At 48.0% G+C, this 22157-nt stretch carries 26 protein-coding genes; 23 read left to right on the top strand and 3 right to left on the bottom strand.

Annotated elements, in window-relative coordinates:
* The first annotated feature begins 167 nt into the window (after nt 1-167).
* Together C2M36_RS02055 and C2M36_RS02050 are read left to right on the top strand one after the other, a co-directional pair.
* Nucleotides 168-1052: an ABC transporter ATP-binding protein gene (locus tag C2M36_RS02055; RefSeq protein WP_105253489.1), complete on the top strand. Its 885-nt coding sequence runs from the start codon at nt 168-170 to the stop codon at nt 1050-1052.
* Nucleotides 1053-1061: 9 nt separating this feature from the next.
* The gene (locus C2M36_RS02050) at nt 1062-4646 is read left to right on the top strand and encodes an ABC transporter permease/M1 family aminopeptidase (protein ID WP_105253488.1); all 3585 of its coding nucleotides are present in this window, start codon (nt 1062-1064) and stop codon (nt 4644-4646) included.
* Here C2M36_RS02050 and C2M36_RS02045 read toward each other — a convergent pair.
* Nucleotides 4643-5533, bottom strand: a complete 891-nt coding sequence (locus C2M36_RS02045) for an endonuclease/exonuclease/phosphatase family protein (protein WP_105253487.1) — start codon at nt 5531-5533, stop codon at nt 4643-4645. The two genes, C2M36_RS02050 and C2M36_RS02045, sit on opposite strands and share 4 nt — an antisense overlap.
* Before the next feature lie 34 nt (nt 5534-5567).
* Between C2M36_RS02045 and C2M36_RS02040 the strand changes: the two genes are divergently transcribed.
* Nucleotides 5568-6455 carry an aldo/keto reductase gene (locus tag C2M36_RS02040; protein ID WP_105253486.1) on the top strand — a complete coding sequence of 296 codons (888 nt, stop codon included), beginning with the start codon at nt 5568-5570 and terminating at the stop codon, nt 6453-6455.
* Between the two features lie 76 nt (nt 6456-6531).
* Here C2M36_RS02040 and C2M36_RS02035 read toward each other — a convergent pair whose 3' ends face one another.
* Nucleotides 6532-7212, bottom strand: a complete 681-nt coding sequence (locus C2M36_RS02035) for a TorF family putative porin (protein WP_105253485.1) — start codon at nt 7210-7212, stop codon at nt 6532-6534.
* A gap of 940 nt (nt 7213-8152) precedes the next feature.
* Between C2M36_RS02035 and C2M36_RS02030 the strand changes: the two genes are divergently transcribed.
* Nucleotides 8153-8587 carry a hypothetical protein gene (locus C2M36_RS02030; protein WP_105253484.1) on the top strand — a complete coding sequence of 145 codons (435 nt, stop codon included), beginning with the start codon at nt 8153-8155 and terminating at the stop codon, nt 8585-8587.
* Nucleotides 8588-8978: 391 nt separating this feature from the next.
* Here the strand turns inward: C2M36_RS02030 and C2M36_RS02025 are convergent, their stop codons facing one another.
* Nucleotides 8979-10145, bottom strand: a complete 1167-nt coding sequence (locus C2M36_RS02025) for a hypothetical protein (protein ID WP_105253483.1) — start codon at nt 10143-10145, stop codon at nt 8979-8981.
* Between the two features lie 282 nt (nt 10146-10427).
* On the opposite strand from C2M36_RS02025, the gene C2M36_RS02020 reads away from it, so the two are divergent.
* The 19 genes from C2M36_RS02020 (at nt 10428) to rplQ (ending at nt 21875) form a co-directional block, all read left to right on the top strand.
* Nucleotides 10428-10988, top strand: coding sequence for an acyloxyacyl hydrolase (locus tag C2M36_RS02020; RefSeq protein WP_158678838.1), 561 nt, complete (start codon nt 10428-10430; stop codon nt 10986-10988).
* A gap of 125 nt (nt 10989-11113) precedes the next feature.
* Nucleotides 11114-13060: an AsmA family protein gene (locus C2M36_RS02015; RefSeq protein ID WP_105253481.1), complete on the top strand. Its 1947-nt coding sequence runs from the start codon at nt 11114-11116 to the stop codon at nt 13058-13060.
* A 330-nt stretch (nt 13061-13390) separates the two neighbouring features.
* Nucleotides 13391-13759, top strand: coding sequence for a 50S ribosomal protein L14 (gene rplN, locus C2M36_RS02010; protein ID WP_105253480.1), 369 nt, complete (start codon nt 13391-13393; stop codon nt 13757-13759).
* 10 nt (nt 13760-13769) lie between these two features.
* Nucleotides 13770-14084, top strand: a complete 315-nt coding sequence (gene rplX / locus C2M36_RS02005; RefSeq protein WP_105189440.1) for a 50S ribosomal protein L24 — start codon at nt 13770-13772, stop codon at nt 14082-14084.
* Between the two features lie 15 nt (nt 14085-14099).
* Entirely contained in the window at nt 14100-14639 is a 540-nt protein-coding gene (rplE, locus tag C2M36_RS02000; protein WP_105189439.1) for a 50S ribosomal protein L5, read from the top strand.
* A gap of 10 nt (nt 14640-14649) precedes the next feature.
* Complete coding sequence (gene rpsN / locus C2M36_RS01995) at nt 14650-14955, top strand: 30S ribosomal protein S14 (RefSeq protein ID WP_105189438.1); 306 nt, start codon at nt 14650-14652, stop codon at nt 14953-14955.
* 21 nt (nt 14956-14976) lie between these two features.
* Nucleotides 14977-15369, top strand: coding sequence for a 30S ribosomal protein S8 (rpsH, locus tag C2M36_RS01990; RefSeq protein ID WP_105189437.1), 393 nt, complete (start codon nt 14977-14979; stop codon nt 15367-15369).
* A gap of 12 nt (nt 15370-15381) precedes the next feature.
* The gene (rplF, locus tag C2M36_RS01985) at nt 15382-15915 is read left to right on the top strand and encodes a 50S ribosomal protein L6 (protein ID WP_105253479.1); all 534 of its coding nucleotides are present in this window, start codon (nt 15382-15384) and stop codon (nt 15913-15915) included.
* 9 nt (nt 15916-15924) lie between these two features.
* On the top strand, nt 15925-16278 hold the full coding sequence (rplR, locus tag C2M36_RS01980; protein WP_105189435.1) for a 50S ribosomal protein L18: 354 nt from the start codon (nt 15925-15927) through the stop codon (nt 16276-16278).
* Between the two features lie 9 nt (nt 16279-16287).
* Nucleotides 16288-16794, top strand: coding sequence for a 30S ribosomal protein S5 (gene rpsE / locus C2M36_RS01975; RefSeq protein WP_105189434.1), 507 nt, complete (start codon nt 16288-16290; stop codon nt 16792-16794).
* Nucleotides 16795-16800: 6 nt separating this feature from the next.
* Entirely contained in the window at nt 16801-16980 is a 180-nt protein-coding gene (gene rpmD / locus C2M36_RS01970) for a 50S ribosomal protein L30 (protein ID WP_105189433.1), read from the top strand.
* Nucleotides 16981-16984: 4 nt separating this feature from the next.
* Nucleotides 16985-17419 (top strand): 50S ribosomal protein L15, encoded by a 435-nt coding sequence (rplO, locus tag C2M36_RS01965; RefSeq protein WP_105200319.1) that lies wholly within the window; start codon nt 16985-16987, stop codon nt 17417-17419.
* An 11-nt stretch (nt 17420-17430) separates the two neighbouring features.
* The gene (gene secY, locus C2M36_RS01960) at nt 17431-18759 is read left to right on the top strand and encodes a preprotein translocase subunit SecY (RefSeq protein WP_105189431.1); all 1329 of its coding nucleotides are present in this window, start codon (nt 17431-17433) and stop codon (nt 18757-18759) included.
* Between the two features lie 22 nt (nt 18760-18781).
* Nucleotides 18782-18895 carry a 50S ribosomal protein L36 gene (gene rpmJ, locus C2M36_RS01955; RefSeq protein WP_002959476.1) on the top strand — a complete coding sequence of 38 codons (114 nt, stop codon included), beginning with the start codon at nt 18782-18784 and terminating at the stop codon, nt 18893-18895.
* Nucleotides 18896-19023: 128 nt separating this feature from the next.
* On the top strand, nt 19024-19380 hold the full coding sequence (gene rpsM / locus C2M36_RS01950) for a 30S ribosomal protein S13 (RefSeq protein WP_105189430.1): 357 nt from the start codon (nt 19024-19026) through the stop codon (nt 19378-19380).
* A gap of 13 nt (nt 19381-19393) precedes the next feature.
* Nucleotides 19394-19780 (top strand): 30S ribosomal protein S11, encoded by a 387-nt coding sequence (rpsK, locus tag C2M36_RS01945; RefSeq protein WP_022943956.1) that lies wholly within the window; start codon nt 19394-19396, stop codon nt 19778-19780.
* A 21-nt stretch (nt 19781-19801) separates the two neighbouring features.
* Nucleotides 19802-20422: a 30S ribosomal protein S4 gene (gene rpsD, locus C2M36_RS01940; RefSeq protein ID WP_105253478.1), complete on the top strand. Its 621-nt coding sequence runs from the start codon at nt 19802-19804 to the stop codon at nt 20420-20422.
* Nucleotides 20423-20446: 24 nt separating this feature from the next.
* A complete protein-coding gene (locus C2M36_RS01935; protein WP_105189428.1) occupies nt 20447-21433 on the top strand; it encodes a DNA-directed RNA polymerase subunit alpha in 987 nt (328 codons plus the stop codon).
* 40 nt (nt 21434-21473) lie between these two features.
* Nucleotides 21474-21875, top strand: coding sequence for a 50S ribosomal protein L17 (gene rplQ, locus C2M36_RS01930; protein WP_105200316.1), 402 nt, complete (start codon nt 21474-21476; stop codon nt 21873-21875).
* Nucleotides 21876-22157: the final 282 nt, after the last annotated feature.

Raw genomic sequence — 22157 nt, 5'->3', positions numbered from 1 at the left:
CGCTCCTTTAAATAAGTAATTATTTTTTATACCGATTTAAAAAAGTGGCGGCAAGTGTGTTTGTCATAATTGTTTACATTATTAATATTTACTTCACCTTTGTACCTAATTGGCCCTGTGATATAACTTTAGGTTGATAATTATAAAGCTAATTTAAGGACAATCAGGTGCTAACAATTCAAGGTCTTACCAAAACCTACAGCAATGGTGTACAGGCTTTAAAGGGCGTGGACTTAGATATCCCCAAGGGAATGTTCGGTCTTTTGGGCCCTAATGGCGCGGGTAAATCGTCACTAATGCGAACCATTGCGACATTGCAAAGCGCCGACAGTGGCAGCATCACCTTCGATGGTATCGACGTGCTTAATCAGCCTCAGGAAATTCGTCGCCGTTTGGGTTATCTGCCCCAGGATTTTGGTGTGTACCCACGTATTAGCGCCTATGAGCTGCTCGATCACCTAGCCATTCTCAAAGGCTTAGATCAGGCCAAGGAGCGTAAAGAGGTGGTGGAAGGTCTGCTTGCCCATACCAATTTGTATCAGCACAAGTCCAAGTCGGTGAGCGGTTTTTCCGGCGGTATGCGCCAGCGCTTTGGCATTGCCCAGGCGCTGCTAGGCGACCCGGATCTGTTGATTGTCGATGAACCCACCGCCGGCCTTGACCCGGAGGAACGTAACCGCTTCCATAACCTCTTGGTAAGCCTGGGTGAGCAAAAGGTGGTGATCCTCTCCACCCATATCGTTGATGATGTCAGTGAGCTGTGCCCGAACATGGCGGTACTGGCCGGTGGCGAAATCCTGCTTAAGGGCAACCCCATCGACCTGACGCAACAGCTTAACGGCCGTATCTGGCGTAAAGAAGTGGTCACCCAGCAAGAAGCACAAGAGCTCGAACAGAACCTGCCGGTTATTTCCAAGCGTTTGTTTGCTGGTAACACCATATTGCATGTGTTTGCCGAGCAAGCCCCGGAAGGCTTTGAGACCGTGGCCAGCAACCTGGAAGACGTGTACTTCTCGACCTTACATCAGCAACGCCTGGCAGCATCGGCCTAAGGAGGGGTTATGTTGTTAAAAATGCTCACCTTTGAGCTGCGCTATTTTGTGCGCCAGCCATCATTCTATGTGTCCAGCCTGTTGTTCTTTTTGCTGGCGTTTTTCGCCACCGTTTCCGATAAGGTGCAAATAGGCGGCAGCAATGTGAACGCCAACAGTCCCTATACCATCTTGATGATGATGGTGGTGCTGCTGATCTTTGCCCTGTTTGCCGTAGTGAACTTTGTCGCCTCCTCAACCATACGCAACGACAGCGAACAGATGGCCGAGCTGGTGTACAGCAAACCCATAGCCCAGCGCAGTTATCATCTCGGCCGCTTCTTAGGGGCTTTTTGTGTCACCTTGCTGGTGTTTGCCTTTGTGCCGCTAGGGATCTTTCTCGGTACCTGGTTCGGCTCTTTGATGGGCTGGTTAGACCCTGAGTTACTGGCCCCCAACAAGCTGCAATATTACCTGCAGCCCTTTGTGATCCTGGCGGTGCCCACCCTCCTGGTGATGGCGGTAAGCTGTCATGTGGCGGCACTGCGTTTTCGTACCATGATGGCCGTGTATATCGCCGCCGTGGTGCTCTTTATCGGTTATAACGTGGTGTCGGTGTTTTTCGAGCAACCGGAATTCCGCTTATGGGCGGCGCTGTTCGACCCCTTCGGTTTTGGCGCCTTTATGGATGCCACTCGCTACTGGACGGTTGCGGAGAAAGACACACAAACCTTGGCCTTGGAAGGCAACGTACTTTATAACCGCCTGATTTGGTTAAGCGTTGCCGTGGTGCTCTTTGTCACCATGGGCCTAAAGGGCGGTTATCAGAGCGGTGGTAAGGATAAAAAGCCGCAGCAGGCTTCCGCTTCCATGCTTAAACGCGCGCAGCAGGCGCTCAGCAACAAGATTGCCGTGCGCCCGGCGCAGATCAGCACTAAAAGTCAGTTCTTACTACGTACCCGTTTCGAAATAGTACAGGTGGTCTTTAGCGCGCCCTTTATGATTCTCGCGGCGCTGACTCTGTTTATGTTGATTTCGCCCTTATTGGTGCCGGGTCAATGGTATGGCACCTCAAACTGGCCGCTGACCCAGGCGATGATCCCGCTGATCAAGGGGGTGATGGGCATGTTTATGATCATCATCCTGGTGTATTACAGTGCCGAGGTGGTGTGGCGTGAGCGCAATTCTAACTTCGGCGACATTATCGACTCTTACCCCACCCATAACCTGGTGTTTTGGGCGTCAAAGCTGTTGGCTATTACCACGGTATTGGTGCTGCTCTACGGTGCCGGTATGCTCTTTACCATTACCTATCAGTTGGTGAAGGGGCAGTTTAATATCGAACTGAGCCAGTATTTGTTCCGCCTTGGTTACCTGACCATGGTGCCCTTGGTGATGACCACCATATTGGCGTTTTTCTTCCAGGTGATCAGCCCGAATAAATACGTGGGCATGCTGCTGTTTATCATCTATTACGCCGTGAACATGGTGCTCAGCAACTACGGCTTTAGCCATAATATGTATCGTTTTGCCTCTTCGCCAGCGGCACCTTACTCGGATTTGAATACCTATGGTCACTTCTTAACCGCAGTGCACTGGTACAACTTATACTGGCTGGGCTTGACCCTGGTCCTAGCGGCTCTGGGCTATGGCCTGTGGCATCGTGGTCCGCAGCAGACGCTTCTATCGCGCCTGCGTTTGCTGGGTTATCACTTAGGTAATAAGGGTAAGTTGGTCGCGACCTGTGGTCTGGTGATCTTTGTCGCCAGCGGCAGCTGGATTTATCACAACACCCGGGTGTTGAACGATTACCTAACCGAAGATCAGCTAGATGACCTGCGCGCCCAGTACGAGCAACAGCTGGTGCAGTATAAGGATGCCCCCATTCCCGTTATTACCAAGGTGGATGTGACCGCGGATATTTACCCGCATGAGCGCCGCATGGTAGCCAAGGCCGAGGTGGAGTTTACCAATACCAGTGAGCAGTCCATCAGCCGTTTCCTGGTCTTTAAACCGAGATATGCATCGCAGTGGCAACTGAGCCTCGATGGCGGGCGCTTAGGTGAGGAAATAAGCGGTTTATATTCGTGGTGGTATGAGTTTGATACCCCGTTACAGCCAGGTGAAACGCGCACGGGTGAAATGTCCGTGGTGCGTGAACATCAGGGTTTTAAGGACAGTCGCTTTGATACCCAGCTGGTAGAAAACGGCACCTTTATCGATAACTATGCACTCTTCCCGGTATTTGGCTATCAAACCGATAACCAGCTAACCGATCGCAACGAACGTCGTAAGCGCGGCTTGCCAGAACTGGAGCGCGCCCATGACCTTAAAGACAGCCGCTATTACCAGCAAAGCTTCTTTGGTCAGGGTGTGGGCTTTATCGAATTTAGCGCCACCATTAGCACGAGCCTGGATCAGTTCGCCATCGCGCCCGGTTACCTGCAACATGAAGAGGTAGACGAGGAACGTGGACGCCGTACCTTCCGTTATGAGATGGATGCACCCATGGTGCACTTCTACAACATTATGTCGGCCCAGCTAGAGGTGAAGAAGGAGCAGTATAAGGGCATAGATATCGAGGTGTACTATCACCGTGACCATGCCTGGAATATAGATACCATGATCCAGGCCACCAAGGACTCCATCGACTACTTTACTCAGGCCTTTGGCCCTTACCAGCATAAGCAGTTACGTATTTTGGAGTTCCCCGGCTATCGCTCGTTCGCGCAAAGCTTTGCCAATACCGTGCCTTATTCGGAGAATATCGGCTTTATTACCGACCTGCGCGACCCGGATGACATTAATGCGCCTTATTATGTGACCGCTCACGAAGTGGCGCACCAGTGGTGGGGTCATCAGGTGGGTGCCGCGAATGTACAGGGCTCGGCGGTAATTTCCGAAACCCTGTCGCAATACAGCGCCATTCAGGTGCTGCGTGAAAAGTATGGCGAGCAAAAGCTGCGTAAGTTCTTAAAGTTTGAGCTGGATCGCTACCTGCAAGGGCGAACCCGTGAAGCCCATGAGGAGATGCCGCTGTATCGCTCTGAAAATCAGCAATACCTGCATTATTTAAAAGGTTCTGTGGTGATGATGGCCGTGGCCGATCGCATTGGCGTAGAGCGCACCAATGAGGCGTTGAAGGCATTTTTACAGGCCTTTAAATATAAAGACGATCCCTATCCGACCACCTTGGATTTGTTGTCTTACCTCAAAGCGGATGCCGACGAACAGGAACAGGCCTTTATCGATGATCAGTTTAAGCGCATTACCCTGTTTGAGCTGGGCGTGGAAAAGGTGGAAGTGGCCGAGCAGGCCGATGCCGATGGCAAGTTTAAGGTCACGCTAACGGTAACGGCTAAGAAGGCATTCGCCGATGGCAAGGGCAATGAAACCGAGCAGCCCATGGCGCAGCTGGTGGACATTGGCTTGTTTAGCGACGACCCGGAGAAGTTGAGTGCCGAGGACGCGGTGATCTATCTGCAAAAGCATCAGCTCACCAGCGGTGAAAATACCCTGGAGCTGTATGTGGACAAGAAGCCCAGCTATGCCGGGGTTGACCCCCTGGTGAAGCTGGTCGACAGAGACAGCGCCAATAACATCAAGAAACTCTAATGCTGTTTATCACCGCCGGGTTCCTCGGTGGTGATATGCACAGATACCAATAGTGGGTTGTGATCCGAACTCGTGCGCTCCAGCGTTTGCGCCGAGGTGAGGGTCACGCCTCTTATCCAGATATGATCTAAGGGTAAACCGAACACGGTTGTGCGGTGATCCGGCGTGAAACTCACGCGCCGCATGCCTAAATCAGACAGTGTGCGATGCACTAACTGCCAGCGCTCATCGTTCCAGGTGTTTAAGTCGCCAGCAAAAATTACCGGCCCCTGGTGCAGTTTTACCAATTTGGCTAAACGGCTGAGTTGTTCCCGATATTCCGCAATACCCAGAGTAAAGTTGATGCCGTGCATATTGAGAACCAGTAATGAGGTGCCGTTGGCTACGGCATAACGGCTTACACTCGACGCTTTAGGCGTTCTGAGCCAAGGCTCGCGTTGATAAAAGCGGCAGTGAAACTGGGGCGCCCAATCACTGAGCAGGGTCAGCCCCGTTTGTTGTCGGTAGCTTCTGTATCCCGGTGAAAAACGAGCATAAGGCTTGAGGGCATCAAACATGGGATCGTCATAGGCCTCTTGCAATAACAGCACGTTTGCCTGTTTTGCCAGCTGTTGCAAGTCGGGAAGCAGCTGCGGATGACTCGCCTTATAAATGTTCCAACTCAGCACCTTGATGTCTGCGGGGATGACCTGCTGCGCTAAAGTAGGAGGCTGTGCCGATGGCTGTGCCAGTAGCTGGGCACAATGCGCTGGCGAATTAGCACTAACAGCCGTGTTGTTAACCTGCTCCGGCAGCACGGCTTGTTGCCATTGTAAATAGAGAAGCAGGAGTAATAGATACAAGCTAGGCAAAGTAGGTACGCCCTTGAAACGCGGTGGACAGGCCATGTTATAGTGGCAAAAATTTTCTAGGATGCAAAGTATGACCTCCCGACTCCTCTCTCCCTTGGTAATGGGCTTTTGGCGTATGCTGGATTGGCAGCGCAGCGAGCAGGAAAACCTCTCTTTTTTGCAGCAATGCATCGATTTAGGGATCACAGACACGGATCACGCCGACATTTATGGCCATTACCAGTGTGAAGTCGCCTTCGGCAAGGTGTTGAAATTACAACCGGCCATCAGAGAGCAGATCAAGATAATTACCAAGTGCGGCATCGTGCTGCAACAGGGTGAAAAAGCGGTTCCGGGGCAGGTTAATCATTACAACTCTAGCCGCGAACACATAGTGGCCAGTGCCCAGCAGTCTTTGCGTAATTTCGGTACCGACCGTCTTGATTGTTTATTGATCCATCGTCCAGATTATTTAATGGCTGCCGATGAAGTAGCCGAGGCCTTTACACAACTCAAGCAGCAAGGAGATGTGCTGCACTTTGGTGTGTCTAACTTCACGACCAGTCAGTTTGCCTTGTTACAGTCTCGTCTAGATTTCCCCCTGATCACCAATCAGGTCGAACTTTCACCCTATAATATGCAGGCCCTGGATAATGGCACCTTGGATCAGTGTCAGCAATTGCGCCAAAATCCTATGCTTTGGTCGCCATTGGCGGGTGGGCGCTTGTTCGCAGAGGATGATGCAAAGGCTCTCAGGCTACAAGCGTGTTTAGCGACTATTGGTGAGGAAGTGGGGGCGACTAGCCTAGATCAGGTGGTGTATGCCTGGTTGCTTACACATCCTAGTAATCCGGCGGTGGTTTTGGGTACCGGCAATATTGATCGTGTACGAAGTGCGGTGGATGCACAAAAGTTAAGTCTTACCCGAGAACAGTGGTACCGTATCTGGGAAGCCTCGACAGGGCATGCGGTGCCCTAGCTCCTTATGGTGCAGCAAAGATAAAGGGCCTTACGGCCCCGGTTTGCAGCAACAATAAGAGGGTATGACTTTAAGCTTAAAGCTCAAAGTCTAAGCTGTATGAAACATACGCTTTTAAATCGTCATCCGCGTCCAGGTCGGTTTGCAGCAGGCCAAAGGTAAAACCCGACTTGCTGATACTGACGCCATAATCTATGTAACTGTCGTCTTCACCGTACCATTCCTCCACGGTATCGCCGCTGGAATGGCCGAAGTGAAGCGCCAGTTCGGTATCTTTTAAAATGGTAAAGCTGGCGTTGAGCTCAAGGTAGAGCATGTCTTCTTCGTCGGTGGCATCGCCTTCGGCATTGACCAGGTAACTGGCACCGGCGCTGAGCCATTGCCAGCTCACCGATCCATAGATCTCACCAAAACCAATATCTCCCTCGGCATCCGGATAGGCGTAATAGATATAGCCGACATCGTAGCCTATGTCGTCGACCGAACCGGCGAAGCCTGCGTACAAGTCCATTTCATAGCTGGTGCTGGCGGCATCGCCGAAATCGATATTAGACAGCCAGGTGCCGGCATAAAAGCCGGTGTCGGAGGCGTAGTCGATGCCACCGGATACCGCTGCCCCATCATCCGACTGGGTAATACCGCGCCAATAATAGTTAGAACTGGCGGCGACGTTGGCGGTGACTTCCGCCTGGCTGGCCAGCGGGGTGAGGGACAGTGCCAACAAAGCCAGCACCGACGCGTATTTCTTTTTGTTCATTTTCTCATTCCTGTAGTAACGCTGTGTTGAATACTTAGTTAGCAAGGCTTGTGCCAATAACGGAATATTTTTTAAAAGTTACTATTTTTCAGATGTTTGTTGGTTTTTAGAACTGTGTTGGTCGGTGGGCGGGGAAGTGCAGATGCACTCAGGTGGTGCATATATTATGCTTTTGCACTCATTTTAACCAATAGTGATGCATAGAGGTTCTAGTTTGGTTTTGTGTTGCTGGTGGTATTGGTTGTTAAATTAAGATCGTGTCGCGGTGGGTGAGCGCGTTAAGAAAATAGTCCGGTGGACTATTTTTAGCAAGCGAACGCCTTGAGCCAGTGAAAGGCCGGGGACGGCGCCCAAAGAGGGAGTGATTAATTTGGATGCAAGTAATTCGTCCATGAAGCTGGGTTCCTGTTCGTGAAGAAGTTACGGCATACATGCCTCCACCTCCTTGCGCTGCGAAGCGGTGCTTCGGTCACTCGTCGCCCCCGCTTATCGCAGATCTCTTTGCCTTCAGGCGGCGAGAGTGAAATTATTCACTCTCTTGTTTCCGCTTTCAGCCATGCCTCGCTGTCTTAGCCACGCTTCGCAGCAAAAGCCGAGATCGAAAGCGCGAATTTTATCGGGATTTAGCTGATACATCTGTGTTTCAATTTAGGTTAACGCAAACTGTAAGTTCGATTAGAGCGAATAGCTGATGCTCATCCTTCAACCGAAATCACAGTGTATACATCCATAATCGTTGAGTTTCTCCCATAGTCAGGAAAACGACCCAATGGGTCGTTTTTGTCGTGTCCACGTTTAGAGCAATGTAGCGTAACTTCAATGCTGGTATGCACTTACTAAATCTGTTATCAATGGTCATAGGACAAAAACGAGACAGATTGCGGCAGAAAAACGACCCAATCGCTCGATATTAAATTGTTATGTACAAAGGGATAGTGCGGTGAAAATCAAACTTGTGGTAGCTATTTTAACTCTGTTTTTTTCACAAATAGCTTCAGCTTGCAGATGCGATGGACTTAGTCCAGAAGACGCAATTGACTCGTCAAAAGCCATAATGATTGTTTACGTTGTTGAGACTAAGGTTAAAGAAATCCCTGATAATATATTTGGTTCTGGTGGTCAAGTGACATTGCTTGAAGCTAAATTTAAAACATTAGAAACTCTAAAAGCATCTAGAGAGCCAATTAATACAATTAGATCTATTGGCTCTTGTGGTATGCCAATAATGGCAGGTAAAAAATACTATGTCAGCATTCCGAATGAGGGTTCAATTGAGAATTTGATTTCTGTTTGTACAGGCTCATTCCAAATTTGGGAATCCGATAAAAAGAAACTCAAAGAGTTGCGCCATATTGTACATAACAAGACAAATTAAAAGTGCGGACAAAAATCAGTTGGCTTTGTTCGTACCTCACAAATTTTAGCCAACTAATTTTTGCCGTTTATTTGCGGCGTTCACCGTCCGCTAATGGTACTTAGCGTCCTATCGGAAATCTCAAAATTCACAGGCATCGATTTCCCGTTTTGATTCGCGCTGGAGAAATCGGCTTTTGTTGTGGAGTGTGCTTGAGACAGCGAGATAGGGATATCGAGCTAGGTTTACCGAGGTAGGACACCTCGTTAAACCATGTTGAAAGCAAAGCGGAACGTTTAACAAAACCCTGAGTTCGTAAGCATTAGCGAATCACGGGTTCGCGGAGTTTCCAAAGAGGGAGTCGAATCACTCCCTCTTTGGTTGTCGTCGCCAACGCGACAATTACTAACTGTTACCCAAAAATAGCCCGCATCAAGCTAATGGTATCCGCCACACTGCGACCTTTTTCCACTTCACTGATAATAGAATCACGCTTTGCGCGAATATGCTCGGGCATGCCTTCTTCGGCCAGGGCGCGGTCAACCAGCAGGGCCGCCGACTCTTTTGAGCGCTTTCTCGCCGTGCTGTTGGCGCTGGCCGGGCTCGCCTTAGGCTTGTGTAACAGCTTAAAGTAGTTGGATTGCTCCATGGCGTTTTTATCGAAGTAGTAGAACAGGCACGGAAGCAGGGCCTTAATATCGACCAGGCGCTGTTCCTGCTCATTATCCCCTTGCGCCATGGCGAACCAGGGCTGACGGGCCAGGGTGCTAACGATATCTTGCCAGTAGCGTTCGAAATCGCGGTTATTCAACCTGGTCACATTCAATGCTGCGCATAGGGTATCACTTTTGGCATTGGTAATGGGCGTGAACACATCGGGACGGCGCATGGCCAATAGGCGGGTGGCCGGAGCGAGGGTTGGCTTGTCGTCGCTGCCAGTAAAAAGTTGCAGATAAGCAAGCACAAAGGCCTGGTAATGCTCAAGGCTGACTTCGTCGGTAAGTGGGATATGCGCCAGGGCTGCCTCGACCGCCTGCGGTTGATCATCAAGAATTTGCGCAAAGGCCTTGTTGTTTTTGGTGCCGGCGAAGAACTCCACATCAAAGCGATAAACCGCAGGGTCATGAGCGGCGGTGTGCTTGCCGACAAAGGTAAGGCGATCTTCCTTACTCATTTCCTGTAACGGCGTCTCTTTAATGCTGGCGATATGCTCGGCTAAACTTAGGTGCTCATCTAACAGTACGCGTTCCTTATGCTGCTCCAGATATGCACAGATCACCGGCCAAGGGGCGATGCGCAGGGTTTTTAGCTGTAAAAAGCTAATCGCGTCCTTTAGCTGGGCTTGTAGTTTTTTGACCGTGGGCAGTTGCGTTGGCTCTAGTAAATCGAAGTTGAGGCGCTCGGTGACCACATCAAGCAGCTCGTAGGCCCAGCCGAGAAAGTCTTCAGGGTGGTTCTCTACTTTTACCGCCATCAGGTTAAGACTGATGTCCGCCGCCTGTTTGAGGATATTCTGATAAATCTGACTTTCTTGTTCTGCCAGCGCCATTTTTGATGGCGAGATAAGCAACTTCTTCATGCTAGGTACTACAGCTCCGCTTGATACATTACAGCCCGTCAATAACGGGGCTGTGCATCATACTGAGATTGAGTTTTGTTGCAATATTGACATTTGTGTAATTATTTCGACCTTGTTCGTTGGTGACTGAACATGAGTAACGAAGGAATGGAGCCCTGATTTTTTATACTATTCAATGAAAGGCTATCGGTTGATGTTTTTTCTTTGTGTTTCCTGTAGATAGCAACTGCGCTATGCTTGTTCATTGAATAACTATTTTAATACATGGTGTGCAGAAGCCTTATGCTCATGGCCGCGGTTAACAACTTTCTGGCAAAGCTAGCCTCAACTCTTTTCTTATCCACGTTTGCTTTATTAACCCAAGTTTATAGTCCGCAGGCAGTTGCCGATGAGTTGGCGGTTTACTTGGGTTATACCCTAGGTGCGAATGATGATGATCGCATAAGGGCCATTTCATACAGCTTAGATACCGAGCCATCTTTTACCTGGTTTGACGGCGTTGCTGTCACTTATGGCGAGTTTAATGGCTTAGATAAGTATTATGGTTGGAATGAGTTTGATGATGTCCCCTATTTTTCAGCAGGTGCTTATTGGCATCTGTGGCAAGGGCAGCAAACGCGGTTAACTTTTGAATTCTCCCCAACCTATATAGATGGTAATTATTATTACGCTCACTACGTAGGCAGTCGCTGGCATTTTACATCCAGTCTCAGTTACACCTACTTCATTGCTCAGAGTAATGTGTTTACGGCACTGCGCTACCAGCATACCTCTAACGGTGGGATTGAGCCGCCGAACCCAGGGGTTGATGGTATTGGCTTGCAACTAGGGTATCGCTGGTAAGTAGAATACCCGCAGCTATCATCATATATTCATCCATCTTGACTACAATTACACTTTTATAGCCAATAGGTTATGCTAAAAGGCGATAAACCAAATAGTGTTTTCTAAAAAGGACGAGGTTAAGCATGAAAACCCTTGCCAAGGTATTAGGTATTATTATTGTTGTGATCATCGGCTTGTTGATCGCGATTCCATTTTTTATCCCCGTCGATGCCATTTTCACTAAGGTGTCCGAAGAGGTGGAGAAAACCACTGGCCGTACTCTGACCATAGCCGGCGATAAAGACTTAGCGATTTTCCCGTCGCTGCGCCTGGAGCTCAATGATGTCAGCTTCAGTAATATGGCCGACGGCTCGCGCGCCAATATGGCGACCATGAAGCAGCTTGATGTGCATATCCCCTGGAGCTCACTCTTCTCCGGTGAGGTGAAGTTGGATAAATTCGTTATTCGCGAGCCGGATATCTTGCTGGAGACCAATGCACAAGGCAAGGGCAACTGGCAGTTGTTCGACAAGGTGGCCGAGCAGCAACCAGAGCAAACGAAGTCTGGGCAGATTACGCTTCCCGAAAGCTTTGATGTCGAACTTGGTGAGGTGGCCATCTATGGCGGTCAATTTACCTACCTTGATGGTCAAACCGGCGCCAAGCAGCAAATATCTGATCTGGAACTGGCGGTATTGTTGGAATCATTGCGTAAACCGCTTGAGCTGAAGGGCGGCATTACCTATATGACGCAACGCTTTAACCTGGATGTGGTGGTCGATAACCCCATTAAGGCCATTGAAGGGCGGCCATTTGCGGTAACCAAATCGGTTGACTCTAAACTGGTTAATGTTGAATTCAAGGGACAAATCGCCGAGCAGGGTCAAAATATTAGCGGTACCTTGCACCTTGATGGTGATTCGGTCAAAGACATCGCCAAGTGGCAGGGCGTTGACCTTAATGCCAAGGATAAAGCCTTTAATGCCTTTAGCGTCGATGGCGCCATGCAATTGCAAGGACAATCCTTCACCATTAATAAACTTGTGGCCAAGCTGGATGAGCTTGCCATTGAAGGGATGAGCACCATTAACCTGGGTGAGCGTTTGGCGGTCAATGCCAATGTAGATCTGGGCATGCTGGACTTAAACCCTTATCTTCCCGAGCCGACAGAGACTCCTGCCGAAAAGCCGGCCGATGATGCCAAGGGCGATGCCAAGGCCGAGCCCATTGTTTGGGATGATACCAAGATGGACCTATCGGCATTAAACAGCCTGGATGCCAACGTGGTTGTGCGCTCAAGCGGCTTAAAGGCGCGGGATATTACCCTAGGTGAAAACCAGTTCACGCTGAAACTGCAAAATGCCGTGGCGAATTTAAGCATGGATAAGTTCGTGGCCTATGAAGGTCAGGGTAAGGGCACTGTAATGCTTAACGCCAAGCAGGCGCCCTATCAGCTCAATACTAACTTTAGCCTGGCCGGTATCGATGCCGAGCCATTACTGACCGATGCGGCCAAGTTCGATAAGCTGATGGGTAAGGGCTCTCTTGATTGGCAGTTGAGCACACGCGGTCAAAGTCAAAAAGACTTTGTGAATGCCCTAGCCGGTAAACTGAGCTTTAATTTTGCCGACGGTGCGGTTAAAGGCGCCAATGTGGCCGAGCTGGTGCGTAAAGCCAAGGAATTGATCAAGGGTAATACCGCAGCGCTGGCCGATGGTTTAAATACCGGCTATGACGAGTCGCAAAAAACCGACTTTACCGCCCTCACCGGCAGCATGACGTTTACCAATGGTGTGGGAACCAACTCGGACTTGTCTTTGCAGAGCCCGCTTATTCGTATCACGGGTGAAGGTGAGGTGGACTTACCGGCGACCAAGGTGAATTATCGTTTGGTTACCGGTATTGTAGATTCCATCGAAGGCCAGGGTACCACGGACGAGAGCACCGGCTTTAAAATTCCGATGCGTATCAAGGGCCCCTTCCATGATGTCGGCATTAAGCTAGACGTGGCCGACGCGGCCAAAGAAGAAGCCAAAGAAAAAGTTAAAGACAAGGTAAAAGATAAACTCAAAGGCTTGTTTGGTGGTTAATTGACCCCATATCAATATTCAGCAACAGGGCGCATTAAGCGCCCTGTTTGTTTTGTAACCAATTGAACCTTGGTGCAATTCGATGACAACAACAAGAAAGTGGCCGGTATAAGGGTCTTTTCCGCAGGTGAATATGCGTGTAGATACAGCCCCTTGGCCGGGAAATTAATTAAAAATTAGCCTACCTTTTGTGCGTCATTACTGATACAATTGCCCGCCCTCAGACGTCGTGTGACCTTAAAGTTGCCTGATATTTGAGCGGAAACGATATTTAATGCCTTAATTTTTAAAGAAATTTAGGCTGTTTGTAACTACACCGGAGCATCTAAAATGATCCAAATGCAAACTCAGCTGGACGTTGCTGATAACAGCGGCGCTCGCAAAGTGCAGTGTATTAAAGTCCTTGGCGGTTCACACCGTCGTTACGCATCGGTTGGTGACATCATTAAAGTTGCTGTGAAGGAAGCGATTCCACGCGGCAAAGTTAAAAAAGGTGATGTTAAAAACGCTGTTGTTGTGCGTACCAAAAAAGGCGTTCGTCGTCCAGACGGTTCTTTGATCCGTTTCGATAGCAATGCTGCAGTTATCCTTAACGATAACCTACAGCCAATCGGAACTCGTATCTTCGGCCCTGTGACTCGTGAACTTCGTACTGAAAAGTTCATGAAGATCGTTTCACTAGCACCAGAAGTACTATAAGGAGTCGATCATGGCAGCAAAAATCCGTCGTGATGACGAAGTAATCGTACTAGCCGGTAAAGACAAAGGTAAGCGCGGTAAAGTGCTTTCAGTTGTAACTGAAACTGGTCGAGTATTTGTTGAAGGCGTAAACCTTATCAAGAAGCACCAAAAGCCTGTTCCTCAGTTGAACCAAGCTGGCGGTATTGTTGAGAAAGAAGCGTCTATCGACGTATCAAACGTTGCGATCTACAACTCGGAAACGGGTAAAGCAGATCGTGTGGGTTTCAAGTTTGAAGATGGCAAGAAAGTGCGTATCTTCAAATCTACTGGTAAAACTATTTAATAGTTGGAGTAGAAGATGGCGAAACTGCATGAAGTATATAAAGACAAAGTAGTAGCAGAACTTCAACAGAAGTTTGGTTACAGCTCTGTCATGCAAGTCCCTCAGATCGAAAAGATCACATTAAACATGGGTGTGGGCGAAGCCCTAGCTGACAAGAAAATTCTAGAAAACGCTGTTGCTGATCTAGAAGCAATCTCTGGTCAGAAGCCTCTAATCACTAAAGCTCGCAAGTCAGTTGCAGGCTTTAAGATTCGTGAAGGTTACCCAATTGGTTGTAAAGTAACCCTACGTGGCGAGCGTATGTGGGACTTTTTTGAGCGTTTGGTTTCAATCGCTATCCCGCGTATTCGCGATTTCCGTGGTGTAAGCGCTAAGTCTTTTGACGGTCGCGGTAACTACAGCATGGGCGTACGTGAGCAAATCATCTTCCCAGAAATTGATTATGATAAAGTAGATCGCGTTCGTGGTCTTGATATCACTATCACAACTTCTGCGAAAACGAATGATGAAGGCCGTGCGTTGTTAGAAGCGTTTAACTTCCCATTCAAGAAATAAGGGTAGGGTTATGGCAAAGAATTCAATGAAAGCGCGCGAAGCAAAGCGCACTAAGTTAGTAGCACAGTACGCTGAAAAGCGTGCAGCTCTTAAAGCTATCATCAGCGATGTTAATTCATCAGATGAAGAGCGTTGGGACGCGGTTCTGAAGCTTCAGAGTCTACCGCGTGATTCTAGCCCTGCACGTCAACGTAATCGTTGTAACATCACGGGCCGCCCACATGGTTATCTTCGTAAGTTCGGCCTAAGCCGTATCAAGTTACGCGAAGCTGCTATGCGCGGTGAAGTTCCTGGCCTTAAAAAGGCTAGTTGGTAATAGAATCACGGGAGTAAGACAATGAGCTTGCAAGATCCTATTGCGGATTTGTTCACACGTATCCGTAACGGCCAGACTGCGAAGAAGGTTTCTGTTTCAATGCCATCTTCAAAGCTGAAAGTAGCAGTTGCTAAAGTGCTAACTGACGAAGGTTATGTATCTGGTTACTCTGTAACTGAAGGTGCTAAGCCTGAGCTTGCTATCGAACTTAAGTACTTCGAAGGCAAAGCTGTAATCGAAAACATCCAGCGTGTTAGCCGCCCTGGTCTACGCATCTATAAGAAGCGTGACGAATTACCAAAGGTAATGGGTGGTCTAGGTATCGCTATCGTATCAACTTCTAAAGGCCTAATGACTGACCGTGCCGCACGTAGTGCTGGCGTTGGCGGTGAAATCATTGGCTTTGTAGCGTAATCGGAGGGGACTATGTCGCGTATAGCAAAGGCACCTATTAATGTTCCTGCCGGTGTAGAAATCACGCTAAAAGGCCAGGACATCACAGTTAAAGGTAAGAACGGTGAACTTAGCCGTACGATCCACGAGGCTGTTGAAGTTTCATTCGAAGAAAACGTAATCAAAACGACCCCAGTTGAAGGCGTTGCTAACGCTTGGGCTCAAGCTGGTACTGCTCGTGCACTTATCAACAACATGATTGTTGGTGTGAACGACGGTTACGAGAAGAAGCTACAGCTTGTAGGTGTTGGTTACCGTGCTGCGGTAAAGGGTAACGTACTAGATCTAACTCTAGGTTTCTCACACCCAGTAAACTTCGAGATCCCAGCGGGCGTCACTATTGAAGCTCCAAGTCAAACTGAGATCGTTGTTAAGGGCGCAGACAAGCAGCTAGTTGGTCAAACTGCTGCGAACATTCGTTCATACCGTGAGCCAGAGCCTTATAAAGGTAAAGGTGTACGTTATGCTGACGAACACGTGCGTCGTAAAGAGGCTAAGAAGAAGTAAGGTAAGACGATGGATAAGAAAACAGCTCGTCTACGTCGTGCTAAGCGCACCCGTAGAAATTTTATTGAACAAGGCAAAACTCGTCTTGTTATCCACCGCACGCCACGTCACATTTACGCTCAGGTAATTAGCGCTGAGGGTACTGTACTGGCTGCTGCTTCTACTGTTGAAAAAGCAATTGCTGAAACAGTTAAAGGCACAGGCAACATCGAAGCTGCGCAAGCAGTGGGTAAAGCAGTTGCCGAACGTGCGGCTGAAAAAGGCGTTAGCGCAAGCATCGCTTTTGACCGCAGTGGCTTTAAATATCACGGCCGTGTGAAGGCGCTTGCTGATGCAGCGCGTGAAGCCGGTTTGCAATTCTAGGAGTAGACAATGGCTAACGTAGAAGCAAAGCAACAACAGCCTGATTTGGCTGAAAAGCTAATCGCGGTAAACCGTGTGTCTAAAGTGGTTAAAGGTGGTCGTATCTTTAGCTTCACTGCACTAACAGTAGTTGGTGACGGCGCAGGTAAAGTAGGTTTTGGTTATGGTAAAGCACGTGAAGTTCCTGCTGCTATTCAAAAAGCAATGGAAAAAGCACGTCGCAACATGATCAACGTAGACCTTAAAGGTAATACACTTCAGCACCCTATCAAGGGTCGTCACGCTGGTTCTAAAGTGTACATGCAGCCTGCATCTGAAGGTACAGGTATCATCGCCGGTGGTGCGATGCGTGCAGTACTAGAAGTAGCTGGTGTACAGAACGTATTATCAAAGGCTTACGGTTCGACTAACCCGATCAACGTTGTACGCGCAACAATCGCTGCTCTTGAGAACATGAAGTCTCCAGAAGCAGTTGCTGCGAAACGTGGTCTTAGCGTTGATGAGATTTTGGGGTAAGACACCATGGCAAACACAGTAAAAGTAACTCAAGTACGTAGCTCTATCGGTCGTTTACCGAAGCATAAAGCTACATTACGTGGCCTTGGTTTACGTCGCATCAACCACACTGTAGAGCTAGAAGATACGCCTTCAGTACGTGGTATGATCAACCAAGTTTCTTACATGGTTAAGGTTGAGGGGTAATTCGATGAACTTGAATACACTTTCTCCTGCTGCGGGTTCTAAAACACCTAAGAAACGTCTTGGTCGTGGTATTGGTTCTGGTCTAGGTAAAACTGGTGGCCGTGGTCACAAAGGTCAGAAATCACGTTCAGGCGGTAAAGTACGCGTTGGTTTTGAAGGCGGTCAAATGCCTATGCAACGTCGTCTACCTAAGTTTGGTTTCACTTCACGTAAGTCGCTTGCGTCTACTGAAGTAAATCTATTCGAAATCGCTAAAGTTGAAGGCGATGTGGTAGATCTAAACGCGTTACAAGCAGCTGGTCTGGTTAAGAAGAACATCCAGTTCGTTAAAGTAGTTAAATCTGGCGAAGTTTCTCGCGCGGTTACCGTTAAAGGTCTTAAAGTGACTCAAGGTGCTCGTGCGGCGATTGAAGCTGCCGGAGGCAAGGTAGAAGAGTAAGGAAGTACTTTATGGCTAAACCAGGTCAAAATATGCAAAGTGCACAAAGTGGGCTTGCGGAGTTGAAGCGTCGTTTACTATTTGTTCTCGGAGCTATCATCATTTACCGTCTAGGTTCATTCGTGCCGATCCCTGGGATTGACGCCGCTGTACTTGCCGAATTCTTCGAGCAACAAAAGGGCACCATTGTTGAGATGTTCAACATGTTCAGTGGTGGTGCGCTTGAGCGTGCTTCAGTGCTTGCACTGGGTATTATGCCGTACATCTCGGCCTCGATTATCATGCAACTATTAACGCACATACATCCTGCGATGATAGAGCTGAAAAAAGAGGGTGAGGCTGGGCGTAAGAAAATTAGCCAGTACACGCGTTATGGTACGCTCGTGCTTGCTACATTCCAATCAATCGGTATTGCCACCGGCTTACCGAACATGATGGAAGGGTTAGTTGTTAACCCTGGCTTTGGTTTCTATTTCACCGCTGTGGTGAGCTTAGTAACCGGCTGTATGTTCCTCATGTGGTTGGGCGAACAAATTACAGAACGTGGTATCGGTAACGGTATCTCAGTACTGATTTTTGTTGGTATCGTAGCTAACCTGCCGTCTGCTATTGGTTCGACAGCCGAAATGGCGCGCCAAGGTGAATTGAACATTTTGGTACTTGTATTGATTGCGGTAATCGTCTTTGCCGTTACTTACTTGGTGGTATTCTTCGAACGTGGTCAACGTCGTATCGTCGTTAACTACGCGAAGCGCCAACAAGGTCGTCAAGTGTACGCTGCTCAAAGCACTCATTTGCCGTTAAAAGTGAACATGGCTGGGGTTATTCCACCAATCTTTGCTAGTAGTATCATTCTGTTCCCTGGTACAATTGCAAGCTGGTTCGGCCAGGGTGAAGGTCCTGTAGCTGACGTGTTACAAGCTATCTCAACAGCGTTGACCCCAGGTCAGCCTCTGTATGCGATGGTCTTGGCAGCGGCTATTATCTTTTTCTGCTTTTTCTATACTGCGTTGGTGTTCAACCCGCGTGAAACTGCAGATAACCTGAAAAAGTCTGGTGCATTTATTCCAGGTATTCGTCCAGGTGAGCAGACATCGAAATACATTGATAAAGTAATGACACGCCTGACATTGGCAGGTGCCTTGTATATTACCTTTATCTGTCTGGTGCCCGAGTTTATGACCATGGCATGGCAAACGCCATTCTACTTCGGCGGTACATCAATTTTGATTATCGTTGTTGTGATCATGGACTTTATGGCACAAGTACAGACCCATCTGATGTCACATCAGTATGATTCTGTGCTGAAAAAAGCAAACCTTAAAGGCTACGGCCGCTAAGGTTGGTTTACGGAGTTGAGTAATGAAAGTACGTGCTTCCGTTAAGAAAATCTGCCGTAACTGCAAAGTAATCAAGCGTGCTGGTGTAGTACGTGTGATCTGCAGTGAGCCTAAGCACAAGCAAAGGCAAGGCTAATTAAACAGTCATGCAGGCTGAGTATCCTACTCGGCCTGTGTTTTTCATATTGGTTTGGTTATCGCTTGAGTATCCTTACGGGCTTTTCAAGAAGATGATTACCAAACTTTAAAATAGGAGATGTGTTAGTGGCCCGTATAGCTGGCATTAACGTTCCTGATCATAAACATGCGGTTATTGGTTTAACTTCAATTTATGGTGTAGGTAAAACTCGCGCTAAGGCGATCTTAGCTGCGACTGGTATCGCCGAGACCACAAAAATCGGTGAACTTTCTGACGAAACACTTGACGTACTTCGTGAAGAAGTTGGCAAGTACACTGTAGAAGGTGATCTTCGTCGTGAAGTTACTTTGAACATCAAGCGTCTTATGGACCTTGGTTGCTTCCGTGGCTTACGTCACCGTCGTTCGCTACCACTACGTGGTCAGCGTACTAAGACTAACGCGCGTACTCGTAAGGGTCCTCGCAAGCCTATCAAGAAATAAGGTGGGGTAAGTTATGGCTAAAGCACCAATTCGTCGTAAGAAGGTAAAAAAACAAGTTGCTGATGGTATGGCTCACGTTCATGCTTCTTTCAACAACACTATTGTTACTATTACAGACCGTCAAGGTAATGCACTTTCATGGGCAACTGCCGGTGGTTCAGGTTTCCGTGGTTCACGTAAATCTACTCCATTCGCTGCTCAGGTAGCTGCAGAGCGTGCAGGTACTGCTGCTCAAGAATACGGTTTAAAGAACCTAGAAGTTTTCATTAAAGGTCCAGGTCCAGGCCGTGAGTCTGCTGTACGTGCATTGAACGCTGCTGGTTTCCGTATCACCAACATCACTGACGTGACGCCAATCCCTCATAATGGTTGTCGTCCACCGAAGAAACGTCGCGTATAACAATAGGTTAGGAGAAAGAACATGGCAAGATATTTGGGCCCTAAGCTCAAGCTAAGTCGTCGTGAAGGTACTGACCTGTTCCTTAAGAGCGGCGTACGAGCTATCGACTCTAAGTGTAAGCTAGAGAACGCACCAGGTCAGCACGGCGCCCGTAAAGGTCGTCTATCTGACTACGGTCTACAGCTACGTGAAAAGCAAAAGGTTCGTCGTATGTACGGCATCCTTGAGAAGCAATTCCGTAACTACTACAAAGAAGCTGCTCGCCTTAAAGGCAACACAGGTGAAAACCTACTTCAGCTTCTAGAGCAACGTCTAGACAATGTTGTATATCGCATGGGTTTTGCAAGCACACGTGCTGAAGCACGTCAGCTAGTAAGCCACAAAGCGATTATGGTTAATGGTCGTGTTGTTAACATTCCTTCTTTCAACGTTACTCCTGAAGATCAGGTAGAAATCCGTGAGAAGTCGAAGAAACAAGCGCGTATCGTAGCAGCTCTAGAATTGGCTGAGCAACGTGAAAAGCCAACTTGGGTTGAAGTTGACGGTAAGAAAATGGAAGGTACTTTCAAGCGCCTACCTGAGCGTTCTGATCTGTCTGCGGACATTAACGAACAACTAATCGTCGAACTTTACTCGAAGTAAAGTTAAGAGTTAAGAGAGGATAAAATGCAGGGTTCTGTAACCGAATTCCTAAAACCAAGGTTAGTCGATATCGACGCTATCAACCCAACTCGTTCAAAAGTGGTTCTTGAGCCGCTTGAGCGTGGTTTTGGTCACACTCTAGGAAACGCACTACGTCGTATTCTGTTGTCATCTATGCCTGGATGTGCAGTTACCGAGGTAGAAATTGATGGCGTTTTACATGAGTACAGCGCGAAAGAAGGCGTACAAGAAGACATCATTGAAATCCTGCTAAACCTGAAAGGGTTGGCAGTAAATATCGAAGGCAAAGATGAAGTTTTTCTGACCCTGACTAAATCTGGTGTAGGCCCTGTGACTGCGGCAGATATTCAGCACGATGGCGACGTAACAATCGCTAACCCTGATCACGTAATTTGTCACCTAACGACAAATAACAGCGAGATCAGCATGCGTATTCGTGTTGAGCGTGGTCGTGGTTATGTACCAGCGTCTAGCCGCGTATCCTCTGAAGACGATGAGCGTCCAATCGGCCGTCTGTTGCTTGATGCATCATTCAGTCCGGTTGAGCGTATTGCGTACTCGGTTGAATCAGCACGTGTTGAACAACGTACTGACTTAGACAAGCTAATCATTGATATGGAAACGAACGGCACCTTAGATCCTGAAGAAGCGATCCGCCGTGCGTCGACTATTCTTGCTGAGCAACTAGAAGCATTCGTAGACTTACGTGATGTTTCTGAGCCAGAAGAGAAAGAAGAGAAGCCAGAATTCGATCCTATTCTGCTTCGTCCAGTTGATGATCTTGAGCTAACAGTTCGTTCAGCAAACTGCTTGAAAGCCGAGCAAATTCAATATATCGGTGATTTAGTACAGCGTACCGAAGTTGAGCTTCTTAAGACACCTAACTTAGGTAAGAAGTCTCTAACTGAGATCAAAGACGTGCTTGCATCACGTGGTCTTTCTCTAGGCATGCGCCTAGAAAACTGGCCGCCAGCAAGCCTAGCTGAGTAATCTAGATCACTATATTTAGTTTAGTTAGAAGGATAGGGTCATGCGCCATCGTAAGAGTGGTCGTCAATTAAACCGTAACAGCAGCCATCGCAAAGCGATGTTCAGCAATATGGCTGGTTCTTTGGTGAAGCACGAAATCATCAAAACAACATTGCCTAAAGCGAAAGAGCTGCGCCGTGTAATTGAACCTTTAATCACACTGGCTAAGACTGATAGCGTTGCAAACCGTCGTTTAGCGTTTGCTCGCACGCGTGATAAAGAAGTTGTTGGTAAGTTGTTCAGCGAGATTGGTCCTCGCTACGAAAGCCGTCCTGGTGGCTACACTCGTATTTTGAAGTGTGGTTTCCGTGCTGGCGACAACGCACCAATGGCTTACATTGAACTAGTAGATCGCCCAGTTGCGACTGAAGAAGTTCAAGAAGACGCGCAGTCTGCAGAGTAAGTCTTATAAAAGACATAAAAAGCCGAGCTTATGCTCGGCTTTTTCTTTATATAGCCAAAATAAAACGTTTCTCTCTTCTATATAAAGCTATATAGCTACCTTCTAACCTCTATATAACAAGCTAAATGTAACCAAATGGATCTAAAACAGATCTTTAACTGTTAAATACAGCTACTTTCGTTTTATTTTTGCGCAAACGATCTATTTTTCGCAATTTTCTTTAAAAAAGGGCTTGCGTCGAAATCGAATCTCCCTATAATGCGACCCCACTGAGACGGCAGG

Source organism: Pseudoalteromonas sp. T1lg75 (assembly GCF_002964705.1).
In the GTDB taxonomy this organism is placed as follows: domain Bacteria; phylum Pseudomonadota; class Gammaproteobacteria; order Enterobacterales; family Alteromonadaceae; genus Pseudoalteromonas.
This window is presented reverse-complemented; position numbering and strand designations above follow the sequence as displayed.

Excerpts from the sequence above, each read along its gene's own strand:
- rplQ (WP_105200316.1), top strand. The coding sequence starts at position 21,474 with ATGCGCCATCGTAAGAGTGGTCGTCAATTAAACCGTAACAGCAGCCAT.
- C2M36_RS02050 (WP_105253488.1), top strand. The coding sequence starts at position 1,062 with ATGTTGTTAAAAATGCTCACCTTTGAGCTGCGCTATTTTGTGCGCCAG.
- rplR (WP_105189435.1), top strand. The coding sequence starts at position 15,925 with ATGGATAAGAAAACAGCTCGTCTACGTCGTGCTAAGCGCACCCGTAGA.
- C2M36_RS02020 (WP_158678838.1), top strand. The coding sequence starts at position 10,428 with ATGCTCATGGCCGCGGTTAACAACTTTCTGGCAAAGCTAGCCTCAACT.
- rplE (WP_105189439.1), top strand. The coding sequence starts at position 14,100 with ATGGCGAAACTGCATGAAGTATATAAAGACAAAGTAGTAGCAGAACTT.
- rplN (WP_105253480.1), top strand. The coding sequence starts at position 13,391 with ATGATCCAAATGCAAACTCAGCTGGACGTTGCTGATAACAGCGGCGCT.
- rpmD (WP_105189433.1), top strand. The coding sequence starts at position 16,801 with ATGGCAAACACAGTAAAAGTAACTCAAGTACGTAGCTCTATCGGTCGT.
- rpsK (WP_022943956.1), top strand. The coding sequence starts at position 19,394 with ATGGCTAAAGCACCAATTCGTCGTAAGAAGGTAAAAAAACAAGTTGCT.
- rpsN (WP_105189438.1), top strand. The coding sequence starts at position 14,650 with ATGGCAAAGAATTCAATGAAAGCGCGCGAAGCAAAGCGCACTAAGTTA.
- C2M36_RS02025 (WP_105253483.1), bottom strand. The coding sequence starts at position 10,145 with ATGAAGAAGTTGCTTATCTCGCCATCAAAAATGGCGCTGGCAGAACAA.
- rplX (WP_105189440.1), top strand. The coding sequence starts at position 13,770 with ATGGCAGCAAAAATCCGTCGTGATGACGAAGTAATCGTACTAGCCGGT.
- secY (WP_105189431.1), top strand. The coding sequence starts at position 17,431 with ATGGCTAAACCAGGTCAAAATATGCAAAGTGCACAAAGTGGGCTTGCG.
- C2M36_RS02045 (WP_105253487.1), bottom strand. The coding sequence starts at position 5,533 with ATGGCCTGTCCACCGCGTTTCAAGGGCGTACCTACTTTGCCTAGCTTG.
- rpsH (WP_105189437.1), top strand. The coding sequence starts at position 14,977 with ATGAGCTTGCAAGATCCTATTGCGGATTTGTTCACACGTATCCGTAAC.
- C2M36_RS02035 (WP_105253485.1), bottom strand. The coding sequence starts at position 7,212 with ATGAACAAAAAGAAATACGCGTCGGTGCTGGCTTTGTTGGCACTGTCC.
- rpsD (WP_105253478.1), top strand. The coding sequence starts at position 19,802 with ATGGCAAGATATTTGGGCCCTAAGCTCAAGCTAAGTCGTCGTGAAGGT.
- rpsE (WP_105189434.1), top strand. The coding sequence starts at position 16,288 with ATGGCTAACGTAGAAGCAAAGCAACAACAGCCTGATTTGGCTGAAAAG.
- rplF (WP_105253479.1), top strand. The coding sequence starts at position 15,382 with ATGTCGCGTATAGCAAAGGCACCTATTAATGTTCCTGCCGGTGTAGAA.
- rplO (WP_105200319.1), top strand. The coding sequence starts at position 16,985 with ATGAACTTGAATACACTTTCTCCTGCTGCGGGTTCTAAAACACCTAAG.
- rpmJ (WP_002959476.1), top strand. The coding sequence starts at position 18,782 with ATGAAAGTACGTGCTTCCGTTAAGAAAATCTGCCGTAACTGCAAAGTA.
- C2M36_RS02015 (WP_105253481.1), top strand. The coding sequence starts at position 11,114 with ATGAAAACCCTTGCCAAGGTATTAGGTATTATTATTGTTGTGATCATC.
- C2M36_RS02040 (WP_105253486.1), top strand. The coding sequence starts at position 5,568 with ATGACCTCCCGACTCCTCTCTCCCTTGGTAATGGGCTTTTGGCGTATG.
- C2M36_RS01935 (WP_105189428.1), top strand. The coding sequence starts at position 20,447 with ATGCAGGGTTCTGTAACCGAATTCCTAAAACCAAGGTTAGTCGATATC.